Source organism: Nocardiopsis suaedae (genome assembly GCF_027706745.1).
Taxonomy (GTDB): Bacteria; Actinomycetota; Actinomycetes; order Streptosporangiales; family Streptosporangiaceae; genus Nocardiopsis_A; species Nocardiopsis_A suaedae.
On the sequence record NZ_JAQFWP010000005.1, the window covers coordinates 20,917 to 39,770 of the forward strand.

The window sequence follows — 18,854 nt, forward strand, 5'->3', positions numbered from 1 at the left end:
CAAACACGCGGGAGCTCGCGCCTTGGCGGGCTGAGAGGGCGGCTGCCTCCAGAAGGCGGCGGTGTCGCCGACCGCAGAACCTGTTCGGGTAATTCCGACGTAGGGAGGCGTGCCTTGACGGCGCTCGACAACGTCCGACGCTCCGTGACCACCGGCCCCATCATGGGCTCGACGAAGGTCTACCGGGAGGTCCCCGACCCCGATTCCGGGTCGGTGCTGCGCGTTCCCCAGCGCAGGGTCGGTCTCAGCAACGGCACCCACTTCGACCTGTACGACACCTCCGGCCCCTACACCGACGACGACGCCGACATCGACGTGCACGCCGGGCTCGCCCCGGCGCGCGCCGACTGGATCGCCGACCGGGAGCCGGTGGGCGGCGCGGTCACCCAGCTGGCCTACGCCAAGGCCGGCACCATCACCCCCGAGATGCGGTTCATCGCCGCCCGCGAGGGCCTCGACCCCGAGTTCGTCCGCTCCGAGGTGGCCATCGGCCGCGCGGTCATCCCCGCCAACCGGTGCCACCCCGAGTCCGAACCGATGATCATCGGCAAGAACTTCCTGGTCAAGATCAACGCCAACATCGGCAATTCCGCGGTGACCTCCTCGGTCGCCGAGGAGGTCGAGAAGATGGTGTGGGCCACCCGCTGGGGCGCCGACACCGTCATGGACCTGTCCACCGGCAAGCGCATCCACGAGACCCGCGAGCGCATCCTGCGCAACTCCCCGGTGCCCATCGGCACCGTGCCCATCTACCAGGCCCTGGAGAAGGTGGACGGCGACCCGGCCAAGCTGAGCTGGGAGGTCTACCGGGACACCGTCATCGAGCAGGCCGAGCAGGGCGTGGACTACATGACGGTGCACGCCGGCGTGCTGCTGCGGTACGTCCCGCTCACGGCCCGCCGCACCACCGGCATCGTCTCGCGCGGCGGCTCCATCATGGCCGCCTGGTGCCTGGCCCACCACAAGGAGAGCTTCCTCTACACCCATTACGAGGAGCTCTGCGAGATCCTGCGCGCCTACGACATCACCTTCTCGCTGGGCGACGGCCTGCGGCCCGGCTCCATCGCCGACGCCAACGACGAGGCGCAGTTCGCCGAGCTGCGCACCCTCGGCGAGCTGACGCACATCGCCCGCGCGCACGACGTGCAGGTGATGATCGAGGGCCCCGGCCACGTGCCGATGCACAAGATCGCCGAGAACGTGCGCCTGGAGGAGGAGCTCTGCGGCGAGGCGCCGTTCTACACCCTGGGCCCGCTGACCACCGACATCGCCCCCGGCTACGACCACATCACCTCGGCGATCGGCGCGGCCCAGATCGGCTGGAGCGGCACCGCGATGCTGTGCTACGTCACGCCCAAGGAGCACCTGGGCCTGCCCAACCGGGACGACGTCAAGACCGGAGTCATCACCTACAAGCTGGCCGCGCACGCGGCCGACCTGGCCAAGGGCCACCCCAAGGCCCAGGAGTGGGACGACGCCCTGTCCCAGGCCCGCTTCGAGTTCCGCTGGCAGGACCAGTTCAACCTGGCCCTCGACCCGGAGACGGCGCAGGCCTACCACGACGAGACGCTGCCCGCCGAGCCCGCGAAGACGGCGCACTTCTGCTCCATGTGCGGGCCGAAGTTCTGCTCGATGAAGATCACCCAGGACGTGCGCCGCTACGCCGAGGAGAACGGCCTGTCCACGGTGGAGGCCATCGAGCAGGGCATGGCCGACAAGTCCGCCGAGTTCGCCGACCAGGGCAAGCGCGTCTACCTGCCGGTGGCCGACTGAGGCCCGCCCCGGTGCGGGGACGGCTCATCCCCGCACCGGGGTGAACGGCGCACGGAGGGCGCGCGGGGCACGGTGCCGCCCCGCCGCCCGCCCCGGCCTGCCCGCGTGAGGGAACGCGCGGGGGAGGGGTGGCGTCTGAAAGGCGTCCCCACCCCCCTTAAGGCTGAAGGGCCCTCCCCCCCCATGACCGAACCGCGATCCCTGCCGAGCGCGCGCGAGCTGTTCGACTACCGCCTGGACCTCATCGACATGTACATCGACCACGGCGCCGGGACACAGCTCACGGTGCTGCGCCGCCTCGGAGACGAGGCCGTCGGCGACGCCATGGACGACGGGCGCGGCGCCCAGGACGGGCTCCCCCGCGACGACCTTCTCGCCGTCATGAAGGACCACATCAACGAGCGGTTCGTCCGGCACCACGAATGGCAGGAGTCGGTCGCCGGGGAGAAGACCGACGCCGAACGGCTCGCCCGCGCCTTCCGCACCCTGGACGAGGCGGGGATCCTCGCCCGCGAGGACCTGGGCTGGGAGGCGTCCGAGGCGAACATCCTGATGAACGGCGAGTGGCGGGACTTCCCGGACGCCCGCGGCTATGCCTGCTGGGCGGGAGAGGACCCCTTTGGCATCCGCTTCGGCGTTTTCACCCAAGAACGGCGGCAGGACCCGGAGGAGCAGGCCGCCATCGGGCGGGAGGTCGTCGGTGCGCTGGAGGCCGAAGGGCTGAAGGTGTCCTGGAACGGCTCCCCGGCCAAGGTGATCGACCTCGCCGGGTTCGACACCCGCAGGAGGCGTTTCGGCGGGCTGGCCGCGTTCAGCGGTGTGGAGACCGACCCGCCGGCGGAGGACGTCGACGACCTGGCGGGCGGAGGCCCCGGCGTGCTGCGCGCCTTCTACCGGGACGCGCATCCCGGGGCGGGCATGCGGCGGCAGGCCGGGCACCACGAGGCCGTCTCCGACCGCATGTGGCGCGAGCTGATGTACCGGCTCACCCCCGTCGAGGGCTCCTTCATCGTCTTCAGGGCCCTGGAGGGGAAGCGCTTCGTCCAGATGCGGTGGGACGACAGGACGCGCCTGTGGATGGAGTCCCCGCACGCGCAGCAGGGGGTGTGGACCGGCGCGCACGTCAGCCTGGCCACGGCCGAGCAGGTCGTCGCCGCGTTCGCCGCCACCGGCCGCATCCCCCTCGCGGCCGTCGAGGGCGCGCAGACCTGGACCTAGGACGAGGACCCCCCGACGCGCGGCGCCCCGCCCTCCCCTACTCCGGTTTGCGGGCGCTGGCCAGCAGGTGGACGCCCACGTAGTCGTCGGACTCCTCGGCGCGCAGCTCCATCTCCACCAGCCGGCCCAGCGCCCGCGGGTCGCGGCCCAGCATCACCTCGACGGTCGAGGCCGACAGCACGGTGCGCGGCCGGATCCACTCGACCTCCAGCCCCGCGCCCGACAGCAGCTCGGTGAGCTGCTCGGCGGTGAAGCACCGGGTGATCGACCCGTCCGGCCAGGGCACCAGCAGCACGTCGGCCGACGGGGCGGAGCTCAGCTCGGGCCAGCAGTCCTGCTCGGCGAGCAGGGCCATGCCCAGCACCACCGAGTCCACGCACAGCAGCGTCCGGCCGCCGGGCCGCAGCACCCGGGCGACCTCCCCGAGGGCCTCCTCGGTGGCGAGCTGCCGGGAGAGCACCCGGTCGTCGGCCACGACCCCGTCGAAACCCTCCGTGGCGAAGCCGAGCAGCGCCGCCGGGTCGCCCACCACCGACCGCATCCTGCCGGGCTCGCGGCCCGGCCGCGGGGCCGGGGCGTGCCCGTTGACCAGCGACAGCGAGGGCTTGGGGGCGTCCTCGGCGGCGGGCAGCAGGGCGACCACGTCGTGCCCGGCGGCCACGGCCCGGGCGGCCCCGCGGAACGCGGGGGCGGACAGGTCGAGCAGGCGCGAGGGCTCGGCGGGCAGCCAGCGGGCGAGCTGCGCCCCGGCCACCGCCCAGTAGAAGCGCCAGTACGCCGAGAGCGGATCGGATCCGGCGAACTGTTCGGCAGGGGAGCGCGGAGGCTCCTCAGGGAGGGCGCCGACCGGGATGCCGGTCGGGGCGCCGGTCCGTGAGGACGCCGGGGTCCAAGCCGCGAAACCTGAGGACGGGCGCACGACACTCCTCTCCCACGTCGTCTGCACAGGTTCCTACCCGCGCCGCCGCCCGCATCACCTGCGGGAGCGGGGCCGTGCGGGCGGTGCGGGCGGAATCGCGCACGGTTCCGTCCCCCGGAATCAGCGGAGCCCACGCGTTGTTTGCACCTCCATCACGCACCGGCACTGTGCAGCCGAACGCCGACCCGGAGCGCGCGGCGCGCCCCCACCCGAGCGTCCGGAGGCAACGAGGGAGGTCAGAAGCGTTCATGGCGGCAACAGGCACCTGCGGCGTCCTCGAACGGGAGGCCGCCACACGGCCTGCGGGCCCAAGCGTGCGCCCCGCTCCCACCGCGTCGTATCGTGAGGCGACGATGGTCACCCCACGGCGGACCGGTACAAGGAGGCAGGCGGGCTTGAGTCAGGGCCAGGAGACACTCGACGAGCGGGGGGCTCGGTTCGAGCGGGACGTGCTCCCGTTCTTGGACCAGCTCTATTCGGCCGCGCTGCGGATGACCCGCAACCCCTCGGACGCCGAGGACCTCGTCCAGGAGACGTTCGCCAAGGCCTTCGGGTCGTTCCACCAGTTCAAGGAGGGGACGAACCTCAAGGCGTGGCTGTACCGCATCCTCACCAACACCTTCATCAACTCCTACCGCAAGAAGCAGCGGGAGCCCAAGCAGGCGGGCACCGAGGACGTCGAGGACTGGCAGCTCGCGCAGGCGGCCTCGCACTCCTCCTCCGGGCTGAAGTCCGCGGAGGCCGAGGCGCTTGAGCACCTCCCCGACAGCGACGTCAAGCGCGCGCTGCAGGAGCTGCCCGAAGACTTCCGGATCGCGGTGTACCTCGCCGACGTGGAGGGCTTCGCCTACAAGGAGGTCGCCGAGATCATGGACACCCCCATCGGGACGGTCATGTCGCGGCTGCACCGGGGCCGCAGGCAGCTCAGAACCCTGCTGGAGGAGTACGCCGTCGACCGGGGCGTCCTCTCCGGTGCGGCGGCCTCGGGGGCGAAGGGCGACGGGGCGACGCGGGAGGAGCGGCGATGAGCTGCGGTGGAGAGCACGAGACCCCGTGCAGCGAGGTCCTTGAGCGGCTGTACATCTACATCGACGGCGAGCTCGCCGACACCGGATGCGAGGAGATCCGGCGGCACCTGGACGAGTGCCGCCCGTGCCTGGAGGAGTACGGCCTGGAGGAGGCCGTGAAGAAGCTCGTGGCCAAGCACTGCGGCTGCGACCCCGTCCCCGGCGACCTTCGGGGCAAGGTGCTGTCGCGGATCGAGGCGGCGCGGGTGGACATGCAGTTCCGCGAGGGCGCCGCCGAGTAGCGGCGGCCCCGGCGGCGGGACGGACACAGGGGCGGTGCCCGGAGGGGCGCCGCCCCTTTCCCGTGCCCGCAGTGCGGGGTTTCGGCCCGGACGACGGCATTCCCGTGCCGTCCGGTGATGCGGTCGAAACGGGCGCGGAAATGTCGTTTTCGGCCATCATGCACGAACTTCGCATATCCGGGAGAACGGGTGCAGAATGGTCGGTCGCTGGGAGCGACACGCCCGGCCGCGGAACGGATTTTCTCTCCCGGGGGCGGGCGGGGAGGGGGCGACCCTATTGCCGCGCGGCGCGTCACGTTCCGTGACTCTCCGTGGTGACGGCAGGTGGGAGGTGGTGGAGAGTGATGTCCGAAGGGCGGTGAACGTCGAGGATGTCGCGGCTTCTCCGCCCGGTGCGCCCAATTACTTTGTGTAGTCGCGGATTCTCCGAATCGGATTCGTAGTTTCGCATTCTGAAATGCGGGTGACGGCGGATGCTTACGTTTGGCTCACGGTTCGGTCCGGGGAAATCGGTGCACGAGTGGGGGCCGTTAAACTGGGCGCCATATCGACCGTAAGGGGTTGAATTCGCGTGTCGGGCCGCGTCCTGGGCCGGGGAGGGGAGGACCGCGGCCGGCGGGCACAGGAGGAGGGGGATTTCCATGGCGGGTCTGTTCGCCGTCGCGCACGAGGTGCTGCTCGCGGCCACATGGCTGTTCGGCCATGTCAACGGCTGGTCCTGGTGGTAGAACGGGAACGGTGAAATCATGACGGTTCGGTCGGCAATGGGGCGGGAGGTACCGGGAATTGCGGTCGCTGCCGGTAGCGGCGCGGTTGTACGTCTGCCTCGTCGCCCTTGGCGCCCTCGGGGTGCTGGCCGCCGGACCCTTCGGGGGGATCGACCCGGCCACGCTGCTCCTGCTGGCGGTGCTCTTCGTGGTCGCCGAGTCGATCAGCACCATGGTCGACAGCGGCGGGGACGGCGGACGGGCGGGCATCTCGCCCAGCTCGTCGGCCTCCCTGGCCGCCGTCGTCCTGGTCGGGCCGGTCGGCGCGGCGGTGGTCGGGCTGTGCTCGATGCTCGTCGTCTTCCGCCGCCAGAACCTGGTCAAGCGCGTCTTCAACGGTGCCCAGTTCGCCCTGGCCGGGTACGCCGCCGGGCAGGTGTACCTGCTGCTCGGCGGGGAGATGGGGGTCCCCGACCGGGCGTCGTTCCCGTGGATCGTGCTGCCCTACGTCGGCGCGATCCTGGTGCACAACGCGGTCAACGGGGCGCTCATCGTCGGGCTCATGCGCGCGCTGGGCGTGCTGGACATCCAGCGCCCCAAGCGGGTGCGCTGGCGCCCGATGGCCACCCTTGAGCTGTCCTCGCTCGGGTACGGCATGCTCGGCCTGCTCATCGCCGCCATCTGGGGGCTGGTCGGGCCGTTCGCGGTGCTGCTGGTGCTGCTGCCGCTGTTCATCGCCCGCTGGGCCTTCGACCAGTACATGGCCGAGCAGCGGGCACACGACGCCACCCTGGCCACCCTGGCCCAGGCGGTGGAGACCAAGGACTACTACACCCGCGGCCACTGCATGCGGGTGTCCAAGGCGTCGGCGATGATCGCCCAGGAGCTGGGGCTCAACGCCGAGCGGGTGCACACCATCCGCTACGCCGGGATGCTGCACGACGTCGGCAAGCTGGGCGTGCCGACCAAGGTGCTGCAGAAGTCGGGGCGGCTGACCGAGGAGGAGTTCGCCGCCATCCAGCTCCACCCCATGCGCGGCTACGAGATCGTCCGCGAGATCGGCTTCCTCGACGAGGCGCTCGCCGGGATCATGCACCACCACGAGAAGATGGACGGGCGCGGCTACCCCATGGGCCTGGCCGGGGAGGAGATCCCCGAGTTCGCCCGCATCATCTCGGTCGCCGACGCCTTCGACTGCATGACCTCCACCCGCTCCTACCGCAAGGCCCGCTCCATCGAGGAGGCCGTCGCCGAGCTGCGCCGCTGCGCCGGCCCGCAGTTCGACCCGCGGATGGTGGACGCGCTCATCGCCGCCGTCGGCCGGGACGGCTGGGAGGCGCCCGACGCGGTGGAGCCGCCCGACGACGACGCCGCCGAGGTCGCCAAGCAGGACCACGACGACCCGAGCGTGCCGCTGCGCGTGGCCGGGGAGGCGGAGCGGTGACGGCCACGGGGATGGCGCAGGCGGCCTCCGCCGGGCGGGGCACCGTCCCGCCGCGCATCGACCACACCCGGATGTGGCTCATCGCCGGGGCGTGCGTGTGCGCGGCGGCCGCCCTGGTGTGGACGCTGGCCGAGGGGTTCGTCGAGCCGCACTCCGCGCTGGCCTTCGGGGTGCTCATCGCGGTCGGCGAGATCGCCCGCATCACCCTGCCCGGCCACCGCGAGGTGGCGCCCATCGCCTCGGCCGGGGCCATCGGGTACGCGGTCCTGTCGGACGTGGGCGGCACGGTGGTGCACCACCCGGCCCAGCAGGTCGGCGCGGTGGTGGCGCTGGGCCTGGCGGTGGGCGAGCTGCCGCACCTGGCGGTGGGGCGCGGCCCGCGCTGGAGCGACCTGTCCCGGCGGTTCCTGGCCCCGGTGGCGGTGGCCGCGGTCTTCCGGCCCTTCGCCGACGTGCTCTCGCCGACCCCGGGCGACTGGGGCATCGTGCTGGCGGTGATGGCCGGGCTGGTGATCGGCGCCTGGACGGTGGACGCCGCGCTGGCGGCCGCCATCCGCGCCGAACGGCTGCGCACCCGCTACACCGTGGCGCTGCGCGACGAGGTGCGCGCCCAGTTCGGCATCGGCATGGCCATCGGTGCCTCGGGCATTCTGATCGCCCTGGCCACCACGGTGACCGGGCTGGTGGGGCTGCTGGTGTTCACCGCCCCGCTGCTGGTGACCCAGGTGGCGTTCCGCCGGTTCGCCGACATCCGGCTCACCTACCTGCAGACGGTGCGGGCGCTGTCCCGGGTGACCGAGGTCGGCGGGTACGTGGAGACCGGGCATTCGCGCCGGGTGAGCCGCCTGGCCTCGGCGGTCGGCTGCGAGCTGGGCATGCGCGAGTCGGAGCTGCGCGAGCTGGAGTACGCGGCGCTGATGCACGACATCGGCCAGCTCTCCCTGCGCGACCCGATCGCCAGCGGGGCCACCGTGCTGGCCTCCCCGCGCGAGCAGCGGCGCATCGCCGAGCTGGGCTCGGCGGTGATCCGCGAGACCGGGGTACTGGACGGGGTGGCCGAGCTGGTGCGGCGCCAGTGCGAGGGCTGCCGCGGCGACGGCGGCGACGGCCCGCCCCCGCTGGGCAGCAGGATCATCAAGGTCGCCAACGCCTTCGACGACCTGGTGGGCGACTCCGGCGACCCGGACCGAACCGAGGCGGTGCTGGAGCGGCTGCGCATGGACGCGGGGGAGGAGTACGACCCGGTGGTCGTCGAGGCCGCCTCCCGCGTCCTCACCCGCCCCGAGGCCCGCTGGTAGCCGCGTGCGCCCCATCGCGGGGCGCGCGGCCGGGGTCAGCCCCCGGCGGAGGCGATGAAGCGCTCGCGGTCCACCACGACGCGCTCGACGGTGCCGCCCGCCACGGCGCGGCCGCCGGGGCCCTCGGACCCGGCCGGGTTCCGGTCGAGCTGGACCACCGACACCTCGAACACCAGCCGCTTGCCGTCGGCCTCGGTCAGCACCGCGTCGGCGCGCACCCGGGCCCCGGCCGGGGTCGGGGCGGTGTGGCGCAGCTCCACCCGGGTGCCGACGGTCGTCCGGCCCGGTTCCAGGCCGCCCTCCAGCGCCGCCACCGTGGCCTCCTCGGCCAGGGCCAGCACCCGCGGTGTGCCGAGCACCGGCACGTCCCCGCTGCCCAGCGAGGCGGCGGTGTCGTCCGGACCGACGGTCGTCTCCACGTGCCCGCGCGCTCCGGGGCGCGGCTCCGTGATGTCGCTCATCGAACTCCTTCTGTGGAAGACCCCGTGTCCCCGTGAGGGCGTTTGTACCATCGGAGCGTCCGGCCGGGGCGAGAACCGAGCTCCGGCCGGGCCCACCGCCGGGCCGTGGGGGCTCGATCGGCGAGGACCGGTACCCGGGGCCGACCGTGGGGCCGGGGCGCGCGAACCTACCGGGCGGGCGGCACCGGGCGGGTGCGCCGGGCGCGGGACCGGCCGGACGAATCGGCCCCGCACCCGGCGCCTCCGGTACGGTTCCTTCCCCCTCCGGCGCCTCTAGACGCCCATCGTCTTGCGCGGGTACACGTTCTCCGGGTCGGTGGCGATGTTGACCATGTACGGCACCCCCGAGTCGAAGGCGCGGCGCAGCGCCGGGCCGATCTCCTCGGGGTCGGTCACCAGCTCGCCGCCGCCGCCCAGCGCGCGCACCACCTCGTCGTAGCGGGTCTGCGGGGACAGGTCGGCGGCCACGTCGTAGCCGTAGAGCATCTGCATCGGCGCCTTCTCCAGGCCCCAGATGCCGTTGTTCCCGCACACCATCACCACCGGGAGCCGGTGCCGGACCAGGGTGTCCACGTCCATCAGCGAGAACCCGGCGGCCCCGTCCCCGAACAGCGTCACCACCTGTGAGGAGGGCCGGGACAGGCGGGCGGCGATCGCGTAGCCCATACCGGTGCCCAGGCAGCCGTAGGGGCCCGGGTCCATCCAGTTGCCGGGGCGCTTGGGCTCGATGTACTTGCCCGCGTAGGAGACGAAGTCCCCGCCGTCGCCGATCACCACCGCGTCGTCGTCGAGGACGCGGTTCAGCTCGCCATAGATGCGCGCCGGGTGGATCGGGTCGCTCGTGCTGGCCAGGACGTCGGCGTCGGAGGCGGCCGCCTCCGCGGCGGAGCGGGAGATCCGCTCGGCCCACTCGGCGGCCTCGGGGCGCGGTTTGGCCTCGGCGGCGACGCCGCGCAGCAGCGCGCCCAGGTCGCCCGAGGCCGAGGCGGCGAGGGAGAGGTGCCCGGCGACCTGGTCGGCCGAGTCGGCCAGGTGGACCACCTTCGCCAGGGGTGCCCCGTCCTTGCCGCCGAACAGCCCGTGGCCCAGGCGGAAGTCGAGCGGGGTGCCGGCCACGACCACCAGGTCGGCGCCGCCGAACGCGGCCCCGCGCGCCCGGTTGGCCAGCAGCCGGTGCCCGCCGGGCAGCAGCCCGCGCCCCTGGCCGTTGGTGACGACCGGCACGCCCAGCTCCTCGGCGGCCTCCAGGGCGGCCGCCTCGGCGCCGTCCAGCCACACGTCGCCGCCGAGCACCAGCACCGGGCGCTCGGCCTCCGACAGCAGCCGCGCCACCTGCGCCACCTCGCCGGGGTCGGGGGAGCGGTCGGGCGCCGGGGCCCCGCCCTCCAGTACGGCCTCGGCCTGGTCGTACAGCGCGTCCATGGGGACGTCCAGGAACACCGGGCCGCGGTGGGCGCCGTTGGCGGCGGTGAAGGCCTCGTCCACGGCCGAGGCGATGGCCCCGGTCTCGTGCACCGTCCACGCGCGCTTGGTGACGGTCTCGAACAGCGGCGGCTGGTCGAGCTCCTGCAGCAGGCCCTGGCCCCACCGGGCGTCCGGGGCGCGCCCTCCGACCAGCACCAGGGGGGATCCGCTGAACCGGGCGGTGGCCACCCCGCTCACCGCGTTGGTGACCCCCGGGCCGGCGGTGACCACGGCCAGGCCGGCATGCCGGGTGAGCTTGCCGACCCCTTCGGCGGCGAACACGGCGGTCTGCTCGTGCCGCACGTCCAGCAGCCGCATCACGGGCTCGGGCTTGACCGCCGCGTCGTAGAGGGGGAACACGTGCCCGCCGCTGAGCGTGAACATGGTGTCCACGCCGTGGCGGCGGGCGGCGGCGACGGCGTGCGCGCCGCCGTGTCCGCCGACGGGGCCGGTGAAGGGGGCCGTATCCATGGGGAGCCTCGCTGTCCTGGTGCTCGCTCGGGTCGGGAGAACGCGAAACTTACTCGCGAGTCAAATAGCACCGTAGTGATTCCGGTCGCACCGGGACAAGAGGGCGCGGCGGGTGGTCCCCCGGGCGCGGTTCACCGCTCCTCGGGCGGGCGCAGCCGGGTGACGAACTTGTAGCGGTCGCCCCGGTACAGCGAGCGCACCCACTCCACCGGGTTGCCCTCGTTGTCGAAGCTGTGCTGGCAGTGCAGCACCAGCGGCAGGCCCACGTCGACGCCGAGCAGCCGGGCCTCGTCCGGGGTGGCCAGCACCGTCTCGATGGTCGCCTCGGCCTCGGCCAGCCGCACGTCGTAGGCGCTGGCCAGCGCCTCGTACAGGGAGGCGTACCGGTCGAGCTGGCGGCGCAGGCCCGGGAAGCGGCGGGCGGCCAGGTGCGCGGTCTCCACCGCCATCGGCTCCCCGTTGGCCAGCCGCAGCCGCTCGATGCGCAGCACCCGCCCGCCGGAGCGGATCGCCAGCAGCTCGGCGAGCTGCTCATCGGCGTTGATGTAGCTGACGTCCAGGATGCGGGTGGCCGGGTGCAGGCCGTGGGCGCGCATCTCCTGGGTGTAGCTCTGCAGCTGGAGCATCTGGGCGACCTTCGGCTTGGCGACGAACGTCCCCTTGCCCTGGATGCGCAGCAGCCGCCCTTCGACCACCATCTCGGTCAGCGCCTGGCGCACCGTGGTGCGGGAGGTGCCGAACTGCGCGGCCAGCGCGCGCTCGGGCGGCACCGGGTTGCCCGCGGGCATGGTCTCGATCAGCTCCAAGAGCTGCTTCTTGACCTGGTAGTACTTGGGGACCCGGGGATCATCCCGGACCGTTCGCTGACCCGTCACGTCCGTCTCCTCCACCCGCCGTCGCGGTGCGCCTGGCCCCACTGGTGTGGACCACTGGTCGAGTTCGTCCAACGAGTATGCCCGTACTCGTGGGATGATCTGTGTGTGCCTCACCTCAGCGACCTCATCCGACGCTATACGTCGCTCAAGACCGCGGACCTGGAGTGGCTGCACTCGCTGGTCTCGGACTGGCAGCTGCTGGCCGACCTGTCCTTCGCCGACCTCGTCCTCTGGGTCCGCCTGCGGGACGGCTCCGGCTGGGTCGCGGTCTCCCAGATGCGCCCCACCACCGGCCCCACCGCCTTCCAGGACGACCTGGTGGAGGCGGTGCTCCCGGACGAGGTCGGGGACGTGGCCGACGAGGGCGAGCGCATCCGGATGGCCTCCCGCCTGGCGCTGATCGACCGGGCCTGGGCCGAGGGGCGGATCTGCCGCGAGGGCGACCCCGACTGGTCGGGCGGGGTCCCGGTGCGCGAGGAGACCATTCCGGTGCGCCGCCAGGGCAAGCTCATCGGGGTGATCCAGCGCAGCACCAACCTCAGCTCCGCGCGCACCCCCAGCCGCCTGGAGCTGACCTACCTGCAGAGCGCCAGCGACCTGGCGCAGATGATCGCCGAGGGCGCCTTCCCCTTCAGCGACCAGGGACCGCTCATGGTCCGCTCGCCGCGGGTCGGCGACGGCCTGCTCCGCCTCGACCGGGACGGCGAGGTCGTCTACGCCAGCCCCAACGCGCTGTCGGCCTACCGCCGCCTGGGCCTGACCGCCGACCTGGTGGGGGCCCGCCTGGCCCGCACCACCCTGGACCTGGCCGCGGCCGGGGACGCCCGGGACGAGTCGCTCACCTGGACCGCCGGGGGCCGGGTGCCGCAGGAGTCGGAGGTGGAGGCGCGCGGCTCCACCGTGCAGCTGCGCGCCATCCCGCTGATCACCGAGGGGGTGCGCATCGGCGCCCTGGTGATGGTGCGCGACGTGACCGAGCTGCGCCGCCGCGAGCGCGAGCTGATGACCAAGGACGCCACCATCCGGGAGATCCACCACCGGGTGAAGAACAACCTGCAGACGGTGGCGGCGCTGCTGCGGCTGCAGTCCCGCCGCCTGGACAGCACCGAGGGGCAGGCCGCCCTGGACGAGGCGGTGCGCCGGGTCGGCTCGATCGCGATCGTGCACGAGATGCTCTCGCACACCCCCGACGAGATCGTCGACTTCGACGACATCGCCGACCGGGTGATCGAGATGGCCGCCGAGGTGTCCTCGACCGAGGCGCACGTGACCCCGCACCGGGTGGGCCACTTCGGGCTGCTGTCGGCGCTGGTGGCCACCCCGCTGTCGATGGTGCTGACCGAGCTGGTGCAGAACGCGGTGGAGCACGGGCTGGGGTACGGGCCGGGCTCGATCGAGGTGCGGGTGCGGCGCGAGGACGCCCCGCCCGGCGCCGAGGAGACCGCCGGCCGGGTGTTCATCGAGGTCACCGACGACGGCGGCGGGCTCCCCGCCGACTTCGACATCGAGGGCAGCAACAGTCTGGGCCTGCAGATCGTGCGCACCCTGGTGGTCGCCGAGCTCGGCGGCCACCTGGAGATCAAGCCGCGCGACGACGGGGGAACGGCCGTGGCCATCGAGCTGCCCGTCGACCCGGCCGCCGAACAGGCGCCGTAGCGGCTCTGCCCCCGTTGATCTCGGGAAAAGTGCCCCTAAAAGGGGGCCGGTAGCGTCGTTTCTCCCGAGATCAACGCCAGGAGGCCGGGTCCCGGCCCGAAAACGGCACCCCCGGTGCGGCTTCGCGGACGCGGGTGCCAGTATGGCCTCAGGATGCGTGAGAACGGCGGCCCGAGCGGCGTTTCCCGGCGAGGGTGCCGGTACGTGCTGCCCGGTGGGCCGTGGTCGGCGTCCGAGGACCGCACGCCGGTGCACCCCGGTGGCGGGGGAGGGAGGCGGATGCGGCTAGACTCCGGCGCGGACGGCGGGGCGGACCCGGCGGCGGCGGAGCGAGCGGCGCTCCTCCTCGCTCATCCCGCCCCAGACACCGCCGTCCTGGCCGGTCTCCAGCGCCCACTGCAGGCAGGCGCTCGACACCGGGCAGGCGGCACAGACGGACTTGGCCTCTTCGATCTGGATCAGCGCGGGGCCGGAGTCACCGATGGGGAAGAACAGTTCCGGATCTTCGTCACGGCAGGCGGCGTGGTGGCGCCAGTCCATGCGGATCAACTCCTCACAGCGAGGCGTACGGGGGCGTGCGGCTCGTGAACGCGTTCACGAGCTCGGCGATATGGGCGCGGGGCACACCCTTGTCGCCCCGGTCCGTAGGGCACGCGCCCGACGGGACAGTGCTTCGGTACGATCCTCGGCCACGGGAATACGGTACTGCCCGTTCCGGCCGCGGAACCGTCCGTTTTACTCGCCCGTAACGTGCGGCGACATTTTGAGCCTGTCAGGGTTGAACCACCCGCGCAAGACCGCCCGAGGGGGATCGGCGCAGGCCGCGGTGTCGCGTGCGTCACAAGCGGCCCCTCGGCGCCCTCACACGATGATTCGTAATGCCTTCGGTACGGAGTGGAGATCCATCCGATCCCGCGTACCGAGATACTCCCCGTCGATCTGGAACGGGCGCGGGTGCTCCGAGGAGATCGTCAGCGACGCCACATCGTGCCATGTGGTGTAGCCGCGCCCCGACGGCGGGACCCCCGCCGGGGACAGCATCCGCCCCAGCAGCCGCGCCGTCGTCGCCGGGTTCAGCGTGCTCATCCCGAAGGCGTCCAGCCCCAGCCGGAACCGCGACCGCGGCGTCGGCTGCACCGGGACCGTCCCGGCGAACGTCCACGGCGTGGTGTTGGTGACCAGCGCGAAGTGCAGCCCCGAGACCGGCGCCCGCCCCGGCGTGCGCACCTGCAGCGACGGGTCCCGGGTCTGGCCGCGCAGGAACTTCTGCAGGGCCACCCCGGTGTACAGCGCGGGCGAGGCGCGCCGCCCCCGCCGCCGGCGCCGCTCGACCTCGTGGACCACGTCGGCGTCCCAGCCGAACCCGGCGCAGAAGGTGAAGTAGCGGTCGTCGCGCCCGGAGGAGATGCGCCCCAGCCCCACCTCCCGGGAGGAGCCCGAGCGCAGCGCCTCCAGCACCGCGCCGGTGGCCTCGACCGGGTCGGCGGGGATGCCGAGCGCGCGGATGAAGACGTTGGCGCTGCCACCGGGCAGCGCCGCGTAGCTCGGCCGCTCCAACCCTTCGGGGGTGCGCAGCAGCCCGTTGACGACCTCGTTCACCGTGCCGTCACCGCCGAGGCTGACCACGAGGTCGAAGCCCTCGCCGGCGGCGTCGCGGGCCATCTCTCCGGCGTGGTCGCGGTACTCGGTCTGGGCCACGTGCAGTTCCACGTGGCGGGCGATCGCACCGACGATGACGTCCCGCGAGCGCGGCGTGGTGGTGGTCGCCTGCGGGTTGACGATGAAGAGCGCGCGCACGCCGCCAGTGTAGCGAGGCCTTGCCGTGCCGGGGCTCCCGGGCTCGCGGCGGGGGACCCACCCGGTGCCGCCCCGGGGAGGAGCGTGCCGGGCGGCCGATAGTGTGGAACGTGTACAACCGTCCGGTCACCGTTCTGCTCGCCGCCGCCCTCCAGGCGCTCGTCGCCCTGGTCGTGGTCTATGAGAGCGGCACCCTCGTCTACCGCACCGTCCTCGGCGACGTCGCCGACACGTCCTTCGCCCTGCCGCTGGCCGTCTTCGGGTTCGCCGTGGCCGGGGCGCTCGGGTACGTGGCCTGGGGGCTGGTGATGCTGCGCCCGTGGGCGCGCACGCCGGTCGTGCTCACCCAGATCTTCATGCTGGTCGTCGCCTACTCCATGTACGAGGCCGACCGGATGGCCGTCAGCGTGGGCATGGTCGCCGTGGCGGTCGCCGCGCTCGGCCTGGTGCTGGCGCCCTCCACCACCGCGGTGCTCTTCCCCGAGGAGGCGGGCGGCCGCGGCGCCGAGAGCGGCGGCTGAGGCGGAGCCCGGGACGCGCACGGGCCCCGCGCCGTGCGGCGCGGGGCCCGTGCCAGGGCGGGTCCGGGGACGCGCCCCTCACTCCTCGGTGGTCAGCGCCTGGCGGAGCTGGGCGAGCGTGCGTGCCAGCAGGCGGGAGACGTGCATCTGCGAGATGCCCAGCTCCTGGGCGATCTGCGACTGGGTCATGTTGCCGAAGAAGCGCAGCAGCAGAATGCGCTTCTCCCGCGGGGGAAGCTGCTCCAGCAGCGGCTTCAGGGACTCGCGGTACTCCACGCCCTCCAGTGAGTCGTCCACGATGCCGAGCGAGTCGGCGACGGCCGGGGCGTCCTCGTCCCCGCTGTCGGGCGCGTCGAGGGAGACCGTGGAGTAGGCGTTGGCCGACTCCAGGCCCTCCAGCACCTCCTCCTCGCTCATGCCGAGGTGCTCGGCCAGCTCGTGCACGGTGGGCGCGCGGCCCTCCCGCTGCGACAGGTCGCTGACCGCCTTGGTCAGGGAGAGCTTGAGCTCCTGCAGGCGGCGCGGCACCCGCACCGCCCAGCCCTTGTCGCGGAAGTGGCGCTTGATCTCGCCGACGATGGTCGGCGTGGCGTAGGTGGAGAACTCCACCCCGCGGTCCAGGTCGAACCGGTCGATCGACTTGATCAGCCCGATGGTGGCGACCTGGGTCAGGTCGTCGAGCCACTCGCCGCGGTTGCGGAAGCGCCGGGCGAGGTACTCCACGAGCGGCAGGTGCAGCTCCACGAGCTCGTCGCGGATCCGCTGGCGCTCCGGGGAGTCCTCGGGAAGCTCGCTCAGGCGCTCGAACAACTCTCGTGCGCGGGCCCGGTCCGGCACCGCGTGCTCCGTCTTCGCCGTCAGAGCGGGCCCCCTCTCGCTCACGCCGTCTCCACCGCGCCGCGCCGTTTGTGCAGGACGATGGAGACGCGGTCGTCGGGCCCGGCCGCGGTGTCGACCTCCCCGGCCAGGGCGGAGAGCACCGTCCAGGCGAAGGTGTCGCGGGCCGGGAGCCGGCCGTCCGCGGTCAGCACCGAGACGCTGATCCGCATGCCGTCGCCGGTGAGTTCGAATTCGCAGGTCAGATCGGTGCCGGGGAGGGCCTGGGCGAGCAGCATCGCGCAGGCCTCGTCGACCCCGATGCGCAGGTCCTCGATCTCGTCGAGGGTGAAGTCCAGGCGGGCCGCCAGGCCGGCCGTCGCGGTGCGCAGCACGGACAGATAGGCGCTGTCGGCCGGCATCTTCACCGTGACGGCGTCGCGTACGTCCATGGCGCCCGACACGGGCGCGGCGGTTTCTTCGGTCACGTCCCTCCTCCGGGAAGCGAGTGTGCCGCTTGAGTGCAATCTATCGTGTTTCCCGCCGGGGTGGCGGCACGCGGCCGGGTCCGTGTCCGCCGGACGGGCCGGTCGAAACGGGGTGAACCCGGACGGATCGGCAATGCCGGGCGGGGCAGTGCCCCGCACGTGGCGGAGGAACCCGAGGCAGGCCGCGCATTCGTGCGGGGAGGCGGATTCCGGTGCCCCCTCCGGCCCCGTCCCGCATGCCCCTACGGTCCCGCGAGGCGCGGCCCTAGCCCTGGCCGCCCAGGGCTTCCAGGGCCCCTCCGTCGAGCCGGAAGACGGTCCACTCGTCCATCGGCCGCGCGCCGAGGGACCGGTAGAACTCGATGGAGGGCGTGTTCCAGTCCAGCACCGACCACTCCAGGCGCCGGTAGCCGTGCTCGGTGCACACCCGGGCCAGCCCGGTCAGCAGGGCCTTGCCCAGGCCGCGGCCGCGCATCTCCGGGCGGACGTACAGGTCCTCCAGGTAGATGCCGTGGCGTCCCGTCCAGGTGGAGAAGTTCAGGAACCACAGGGCGAACCCCACGGCCTCCCCGTCCTCCTCGGCGATGTGGGCGTAGGCGGCCGCGCCGTCACCGAAGAGCGCGCGCTCGATGTCCGCCTCGGTCGCCTCGACGGCGTCGGGCTCGCGTTCGTACTCGGCGAGCTCGCGGATCATCTTCAGGATGGCCGGGACGTCGTCCGGGCGCGCGCGGCGGATCATGGGTCTCCTCGTAACCGGAAGGGGGGACCCACGCTACCTCCCAGCGGAGACCCCCGATGATCTCGACGGAAGTGCTGTCGTACTCACGGGTATGACAGCATCCCCGTCGAGATCATCGGGAAGGGCGCGCTCTCAGAGGACCTTGGACAGGAACGCCTGGGTGCGCTCGTGCTGCGGGTCGGTGAGCACCCGCTTGGGCGCCCCGGACTCCACCACCACGCCGCCGTCCATGAAGACCAGGCTGTCGCCCACCTCCCGGGCGAAGCCCATCTCGTGGGTCACCACCACCATGGTCATGCCCTCGCGGGCCAGGTCCTTCATCACGTCCAGCACCTCGCCCACCAGCTCCGGGTCCAGGGCGCTGGTCGGCTCGTCGAAGAGCATCAGCTCCGGCCGCATGGCCAGCGCGCGGGCGATCGCCACCCGCTGCTGCTGCCCGCCGGAGAGCTGGCGCGGGAAGGACGCGGCCTTGTCCGCCAGCCCCACCTTGTCCAGCAGCTCCATCGCCGTCTCACGGGCGGCGGGGCGCGGCTCCCGCTTGACCCGCATCGGCGCCTCGACCACGTTGGCCAGCACCGACATGTGCGGGAACAGGTTGAAGGCCTGGAACACCATGCCGATGTCCCGGCGCTGCGCGGCCACCTGGGAGTCGCGCAGCTCGTAGAGGCGGCCGCGGTGCTGCCGGTAGCCCATCAGGCGCCCGTTCACCCACAGCCGTCCGCCGTTGATCTTCTCCAGGTGGTTGATGCACCGCAGGAAGGTGGACTTGCCCGACCCCGAGGGGCCGACCACGCACGTCACCTCTCCGCGGCGCACCTCCAGGTCGATGCCGCGCAGCACCTCCAGGCGCCCGAAGCTCTTGTGCACGTTCTCGGCCATGACCATCACGTCGTCGCCG

The 18,854-nt window shown here is 72.8% G+C and carries 18 protein-coding genes; 8 read left to right on the plus strand and 10 right to left on the minus strand.

The annotated features are described in order from the left end of the window. Positions 1-162: 162 nt before the first annotated feature. Both thiC and O4U47_RS04110 read left to right on the plus strand, forming a co-directional pair. On the plus strand, positions 163-1,773 hold the full coding sequence (gene thiC / locus O4U47_RS04105; RefSeq protein ID WP_270676279.1) for a phosphomethylpyrimidine synthase ThiC: 1,611 nt from the start codon (positions 163-165) through the stop codon (positions 1,771-1,773). A gap of 183 nt (positions 1,774-1,956) precedes the next feature. Beyond that, a complete protein-coding gene (locus tag O4U47_RS04110) occupies positions 1,957-2,991 on the plus strand; it encodes a DUF6891 domain-containing protein (protein ID WP_270676176.1) in 1,035 nt (344 codons plus the stop codon). 37 nt (positions 2,992-3,028) lie between these two features. On the opposite strand, the gene O4U47_RS04115 is transcribed toward O4U47_RS04110, so the two are convergent. Further along, positions 3,029-3,910 (minus strand): methyltransferase domain-containing protein, encoded by an 882-nt coding sequence (locus O4U47_RS04115; RefSeq protein WP_408638924.1) that lies wholly within the window; start codon positions 3,908-3,910, stop codon positions 3,029-3,031. A gap of 395 nt (positions 3,911-4,305) precedes the next feature. Here O4U47_RS04115 and O4U47_RS04120 point away from each other — a divergent pair, with 395 nt between their 5' ends. The 4 genes from O4U47_RS04120 to O4U47_RS04135 all read left to right on the plus strand — a co-directional run bounded on the left by O4U47_RS04120 (position 4,306) and on the right by O4U47_RS04135 (position 8,668). After that, the gene (locus tag O4U47_RS04120) at positions 4,306-4,938 is read left to right on the plus strand and encodes a sigma-70 family RNA polymerase sigma factor (RefSeq protein WP_270676177.1); all 633 of its coding nucleotides are present in this window, start codon (positions 4,306-4,308) and stop codon (positions 4,936-4,938) included. Beyond that, positions 4,935-5,219, plus strand: a complete 285-nt coding sequence (gene rsrA, locus O4U47_RS04125; RefSeq protein WP_270676178.1) for a mycothiol system anti-sigma-R factor — start codon at positions 4,935-4,937, stop codon at positions 5,217-5,219. The genes O4U47_RS04120 and rsrA overlap by 4 nt, the downstream gene beginning before the upstream one ends. A gap of 813 nt (positions 5,220-6,032) precedes the next feature. After that, positions 6,033-7,370, plus strand: coding sequence for an HD-GYP domain-containing protein (locus O4U47_RS04130; protein WP_270676281.1), 1,338 nt, complete (start codon positions 6,033-6,035; stop codon positions 7,368-7,370). Between the two features lie 11 nt (positions 7,371-7,381). Continuing rightward, on the plus strand, positions 7,382-8,668 hold the full coding sequence (locus tag O4U47_RS04135; protein ID WP_408638929.1) for an HD-GYP domain-containing protein: 1,287 nt from the start codon (positions 7,382-7,384) through the stop codon (positions 8,666-8,668). 35 nt (positions 8,669-8,703) lie between these two features. Here O4U47_RS04135 and O4U47_RS04140 read toward each other — a convergent pair whose 3' ends face one another. The 3 genes from O4U47_RS04140 to O4U47_RS04150 all read right to left on the minus strand — a co-directional run bounded on the left by O4U47_RS04140 (position 8,704) and on the right by O4U47_RS04150 (position 11,939). Then, complete coding sequence (locus O4U47_RS04140; RefSeq protein WP_270676179.1) at positions 8,704-9,129, minus strand: thioesterase family protein; 426 nt, start codon at positions 9,127-9,129, stop codon at positions 8,704-8,706. 273 nt (positions 9,130-9,402) lie between these two features. After that, entirely contained in the window at positions 9,403-11,064 is a 1,662-nt protein-coding gene (locus O4U47_RS04145; protein ID WP_270676180.1) for an acetolactate synthase, read from the minus strand. A 131-nt stretch (positions 11,065-11,195) separates the two neighbouring features. Next, positions 11,196-11,939: a GntR family transcriptional regulator gene (locus O4U47_RS04150; RefSeq protein ID WP_270676181.1), complete on the minus strand. Its 744-nt coding sequence runs from the start codon at positions 11,937-11,939 to the stop codon at positions 11,196-11,198. 105 nt (positions 11,940-12,044) lie between these two features. On the opposite strand from O4U47_RS04150, the gene O4U47_RS04155 reads away from it, so the two are divergent. Further along, positions 12,045-13,595: a sensor histidine kinase gene (locus tag O4U47_RS04155; RefSeq protein WP_270676182.1), complete on the plus strand. Its 1,551-nt coding sequence runs from the start codon at positions 12,045-12,047 to the stop codon at positions 13,593-13,595. Positions 13,596-13,880: 285 nt separating this feature from the next. Here O4U47_RS04155 and O4U47_RS04160 read toward each other — a convergent pair whose 3' ends face one another. Continuing rightward, positions 13,881-14,135: a WhiB family transcriptional regulator gene (locus O4U47_RS04160; RefSeq protein ID WP_017539926.1), complete on the minus strand. Its 255-nt coding sequence runs from the start codon at positions 14,133-14,135 to the stop codon at positions 13,881-13,883. A 321-nt stretch (positions 14,136-14,456) separates the two neighbouring features. Further along, positions 14,457-15,392, minus strand: coding sequence for a diacylglycerol/lipid kinase family protein (locus O4U47_RS04165; RefSeq protein ID WP_270676183.1), 936 nt, complete (start codon positions 15,390-15,392; stop codon positions 14,457-14,459). Between the two features lie 110 nt (positions 15,393-15,502). Here O4U47_RS04165 and O4U47_RS04170 point away from each other — a divergent pair, with 110 nt between their 5' ends. After that, a complete protein-coding gene (locus tag O4U47_RS04170; RefSeq protein WP_270676184.1) occupies positions 15,503-15,913 on the plus strand; it encodes a hypothetical protein in 411 nt (136 codons plus the stop codon). A 78-nt stretch (positions 15,914-15,991) separates the two neighbouring features. Here O4U47_RS04170 and O4U47_RS04175 read toward each other — a convergent pair whose 3' ends face one another. The 4 genes from O4U47_RS04175 to O4U47_RS04190 all read right to left on the minus strand — a co-directional run bounded on the left by O4U47_RS04175 (position 15,992) and on the right by O4U47_RS04190 (position 18,841). Then, positions 15,992-16,750, minus strand: coding sequence for an RNA polymerase sigma factor SigF (locus O4U47_RS04175; protein ID WP_270676283.1), 759 nt, complete (start codon positions 16,748-16,750; stop codon positions 15,992-15,994). Between the two features lie 41 nt (positions 16,751-16,791). Next, on the minus strand, positions 16,792-17,217 hold the full coding sequence (locus O4U47_RS04180) for an ATP-binding protein (protein ID WP_017626979.1): 426 nt from the start codon (positions 17,215-17,217) through the stop codon (positions 16,792-16,794). 265 nt (positions 17,218-17,482) lie between these two features. Then, a complete protein-coding gene (locus O4U47_RS04185) occupies positions 17,483-17,956 on the minus strand; it encodes a GNAT family N-acetyltransferase (RefSeq protein WP_270676185.1) in 474 nt (157 codons plus the stop codon). 132 nt (positions 17,957-18,088) lie between these two features. Then, positions 18,089-18,841 carry an amino acid ABC transporter ATP-binding protein gene (locus O4U47_RS04190; RefSeq protein WP_270676284.1) on the minus strand — a complete coding sequence of 251 codons (753 nt, stop codon included), beginning with the start codon at positions 18,839-18,841 and terminating at the stop codon, positions 18,089-18,091. Positions 18,842-18,854: the final 13 nt, after the last annotated feature.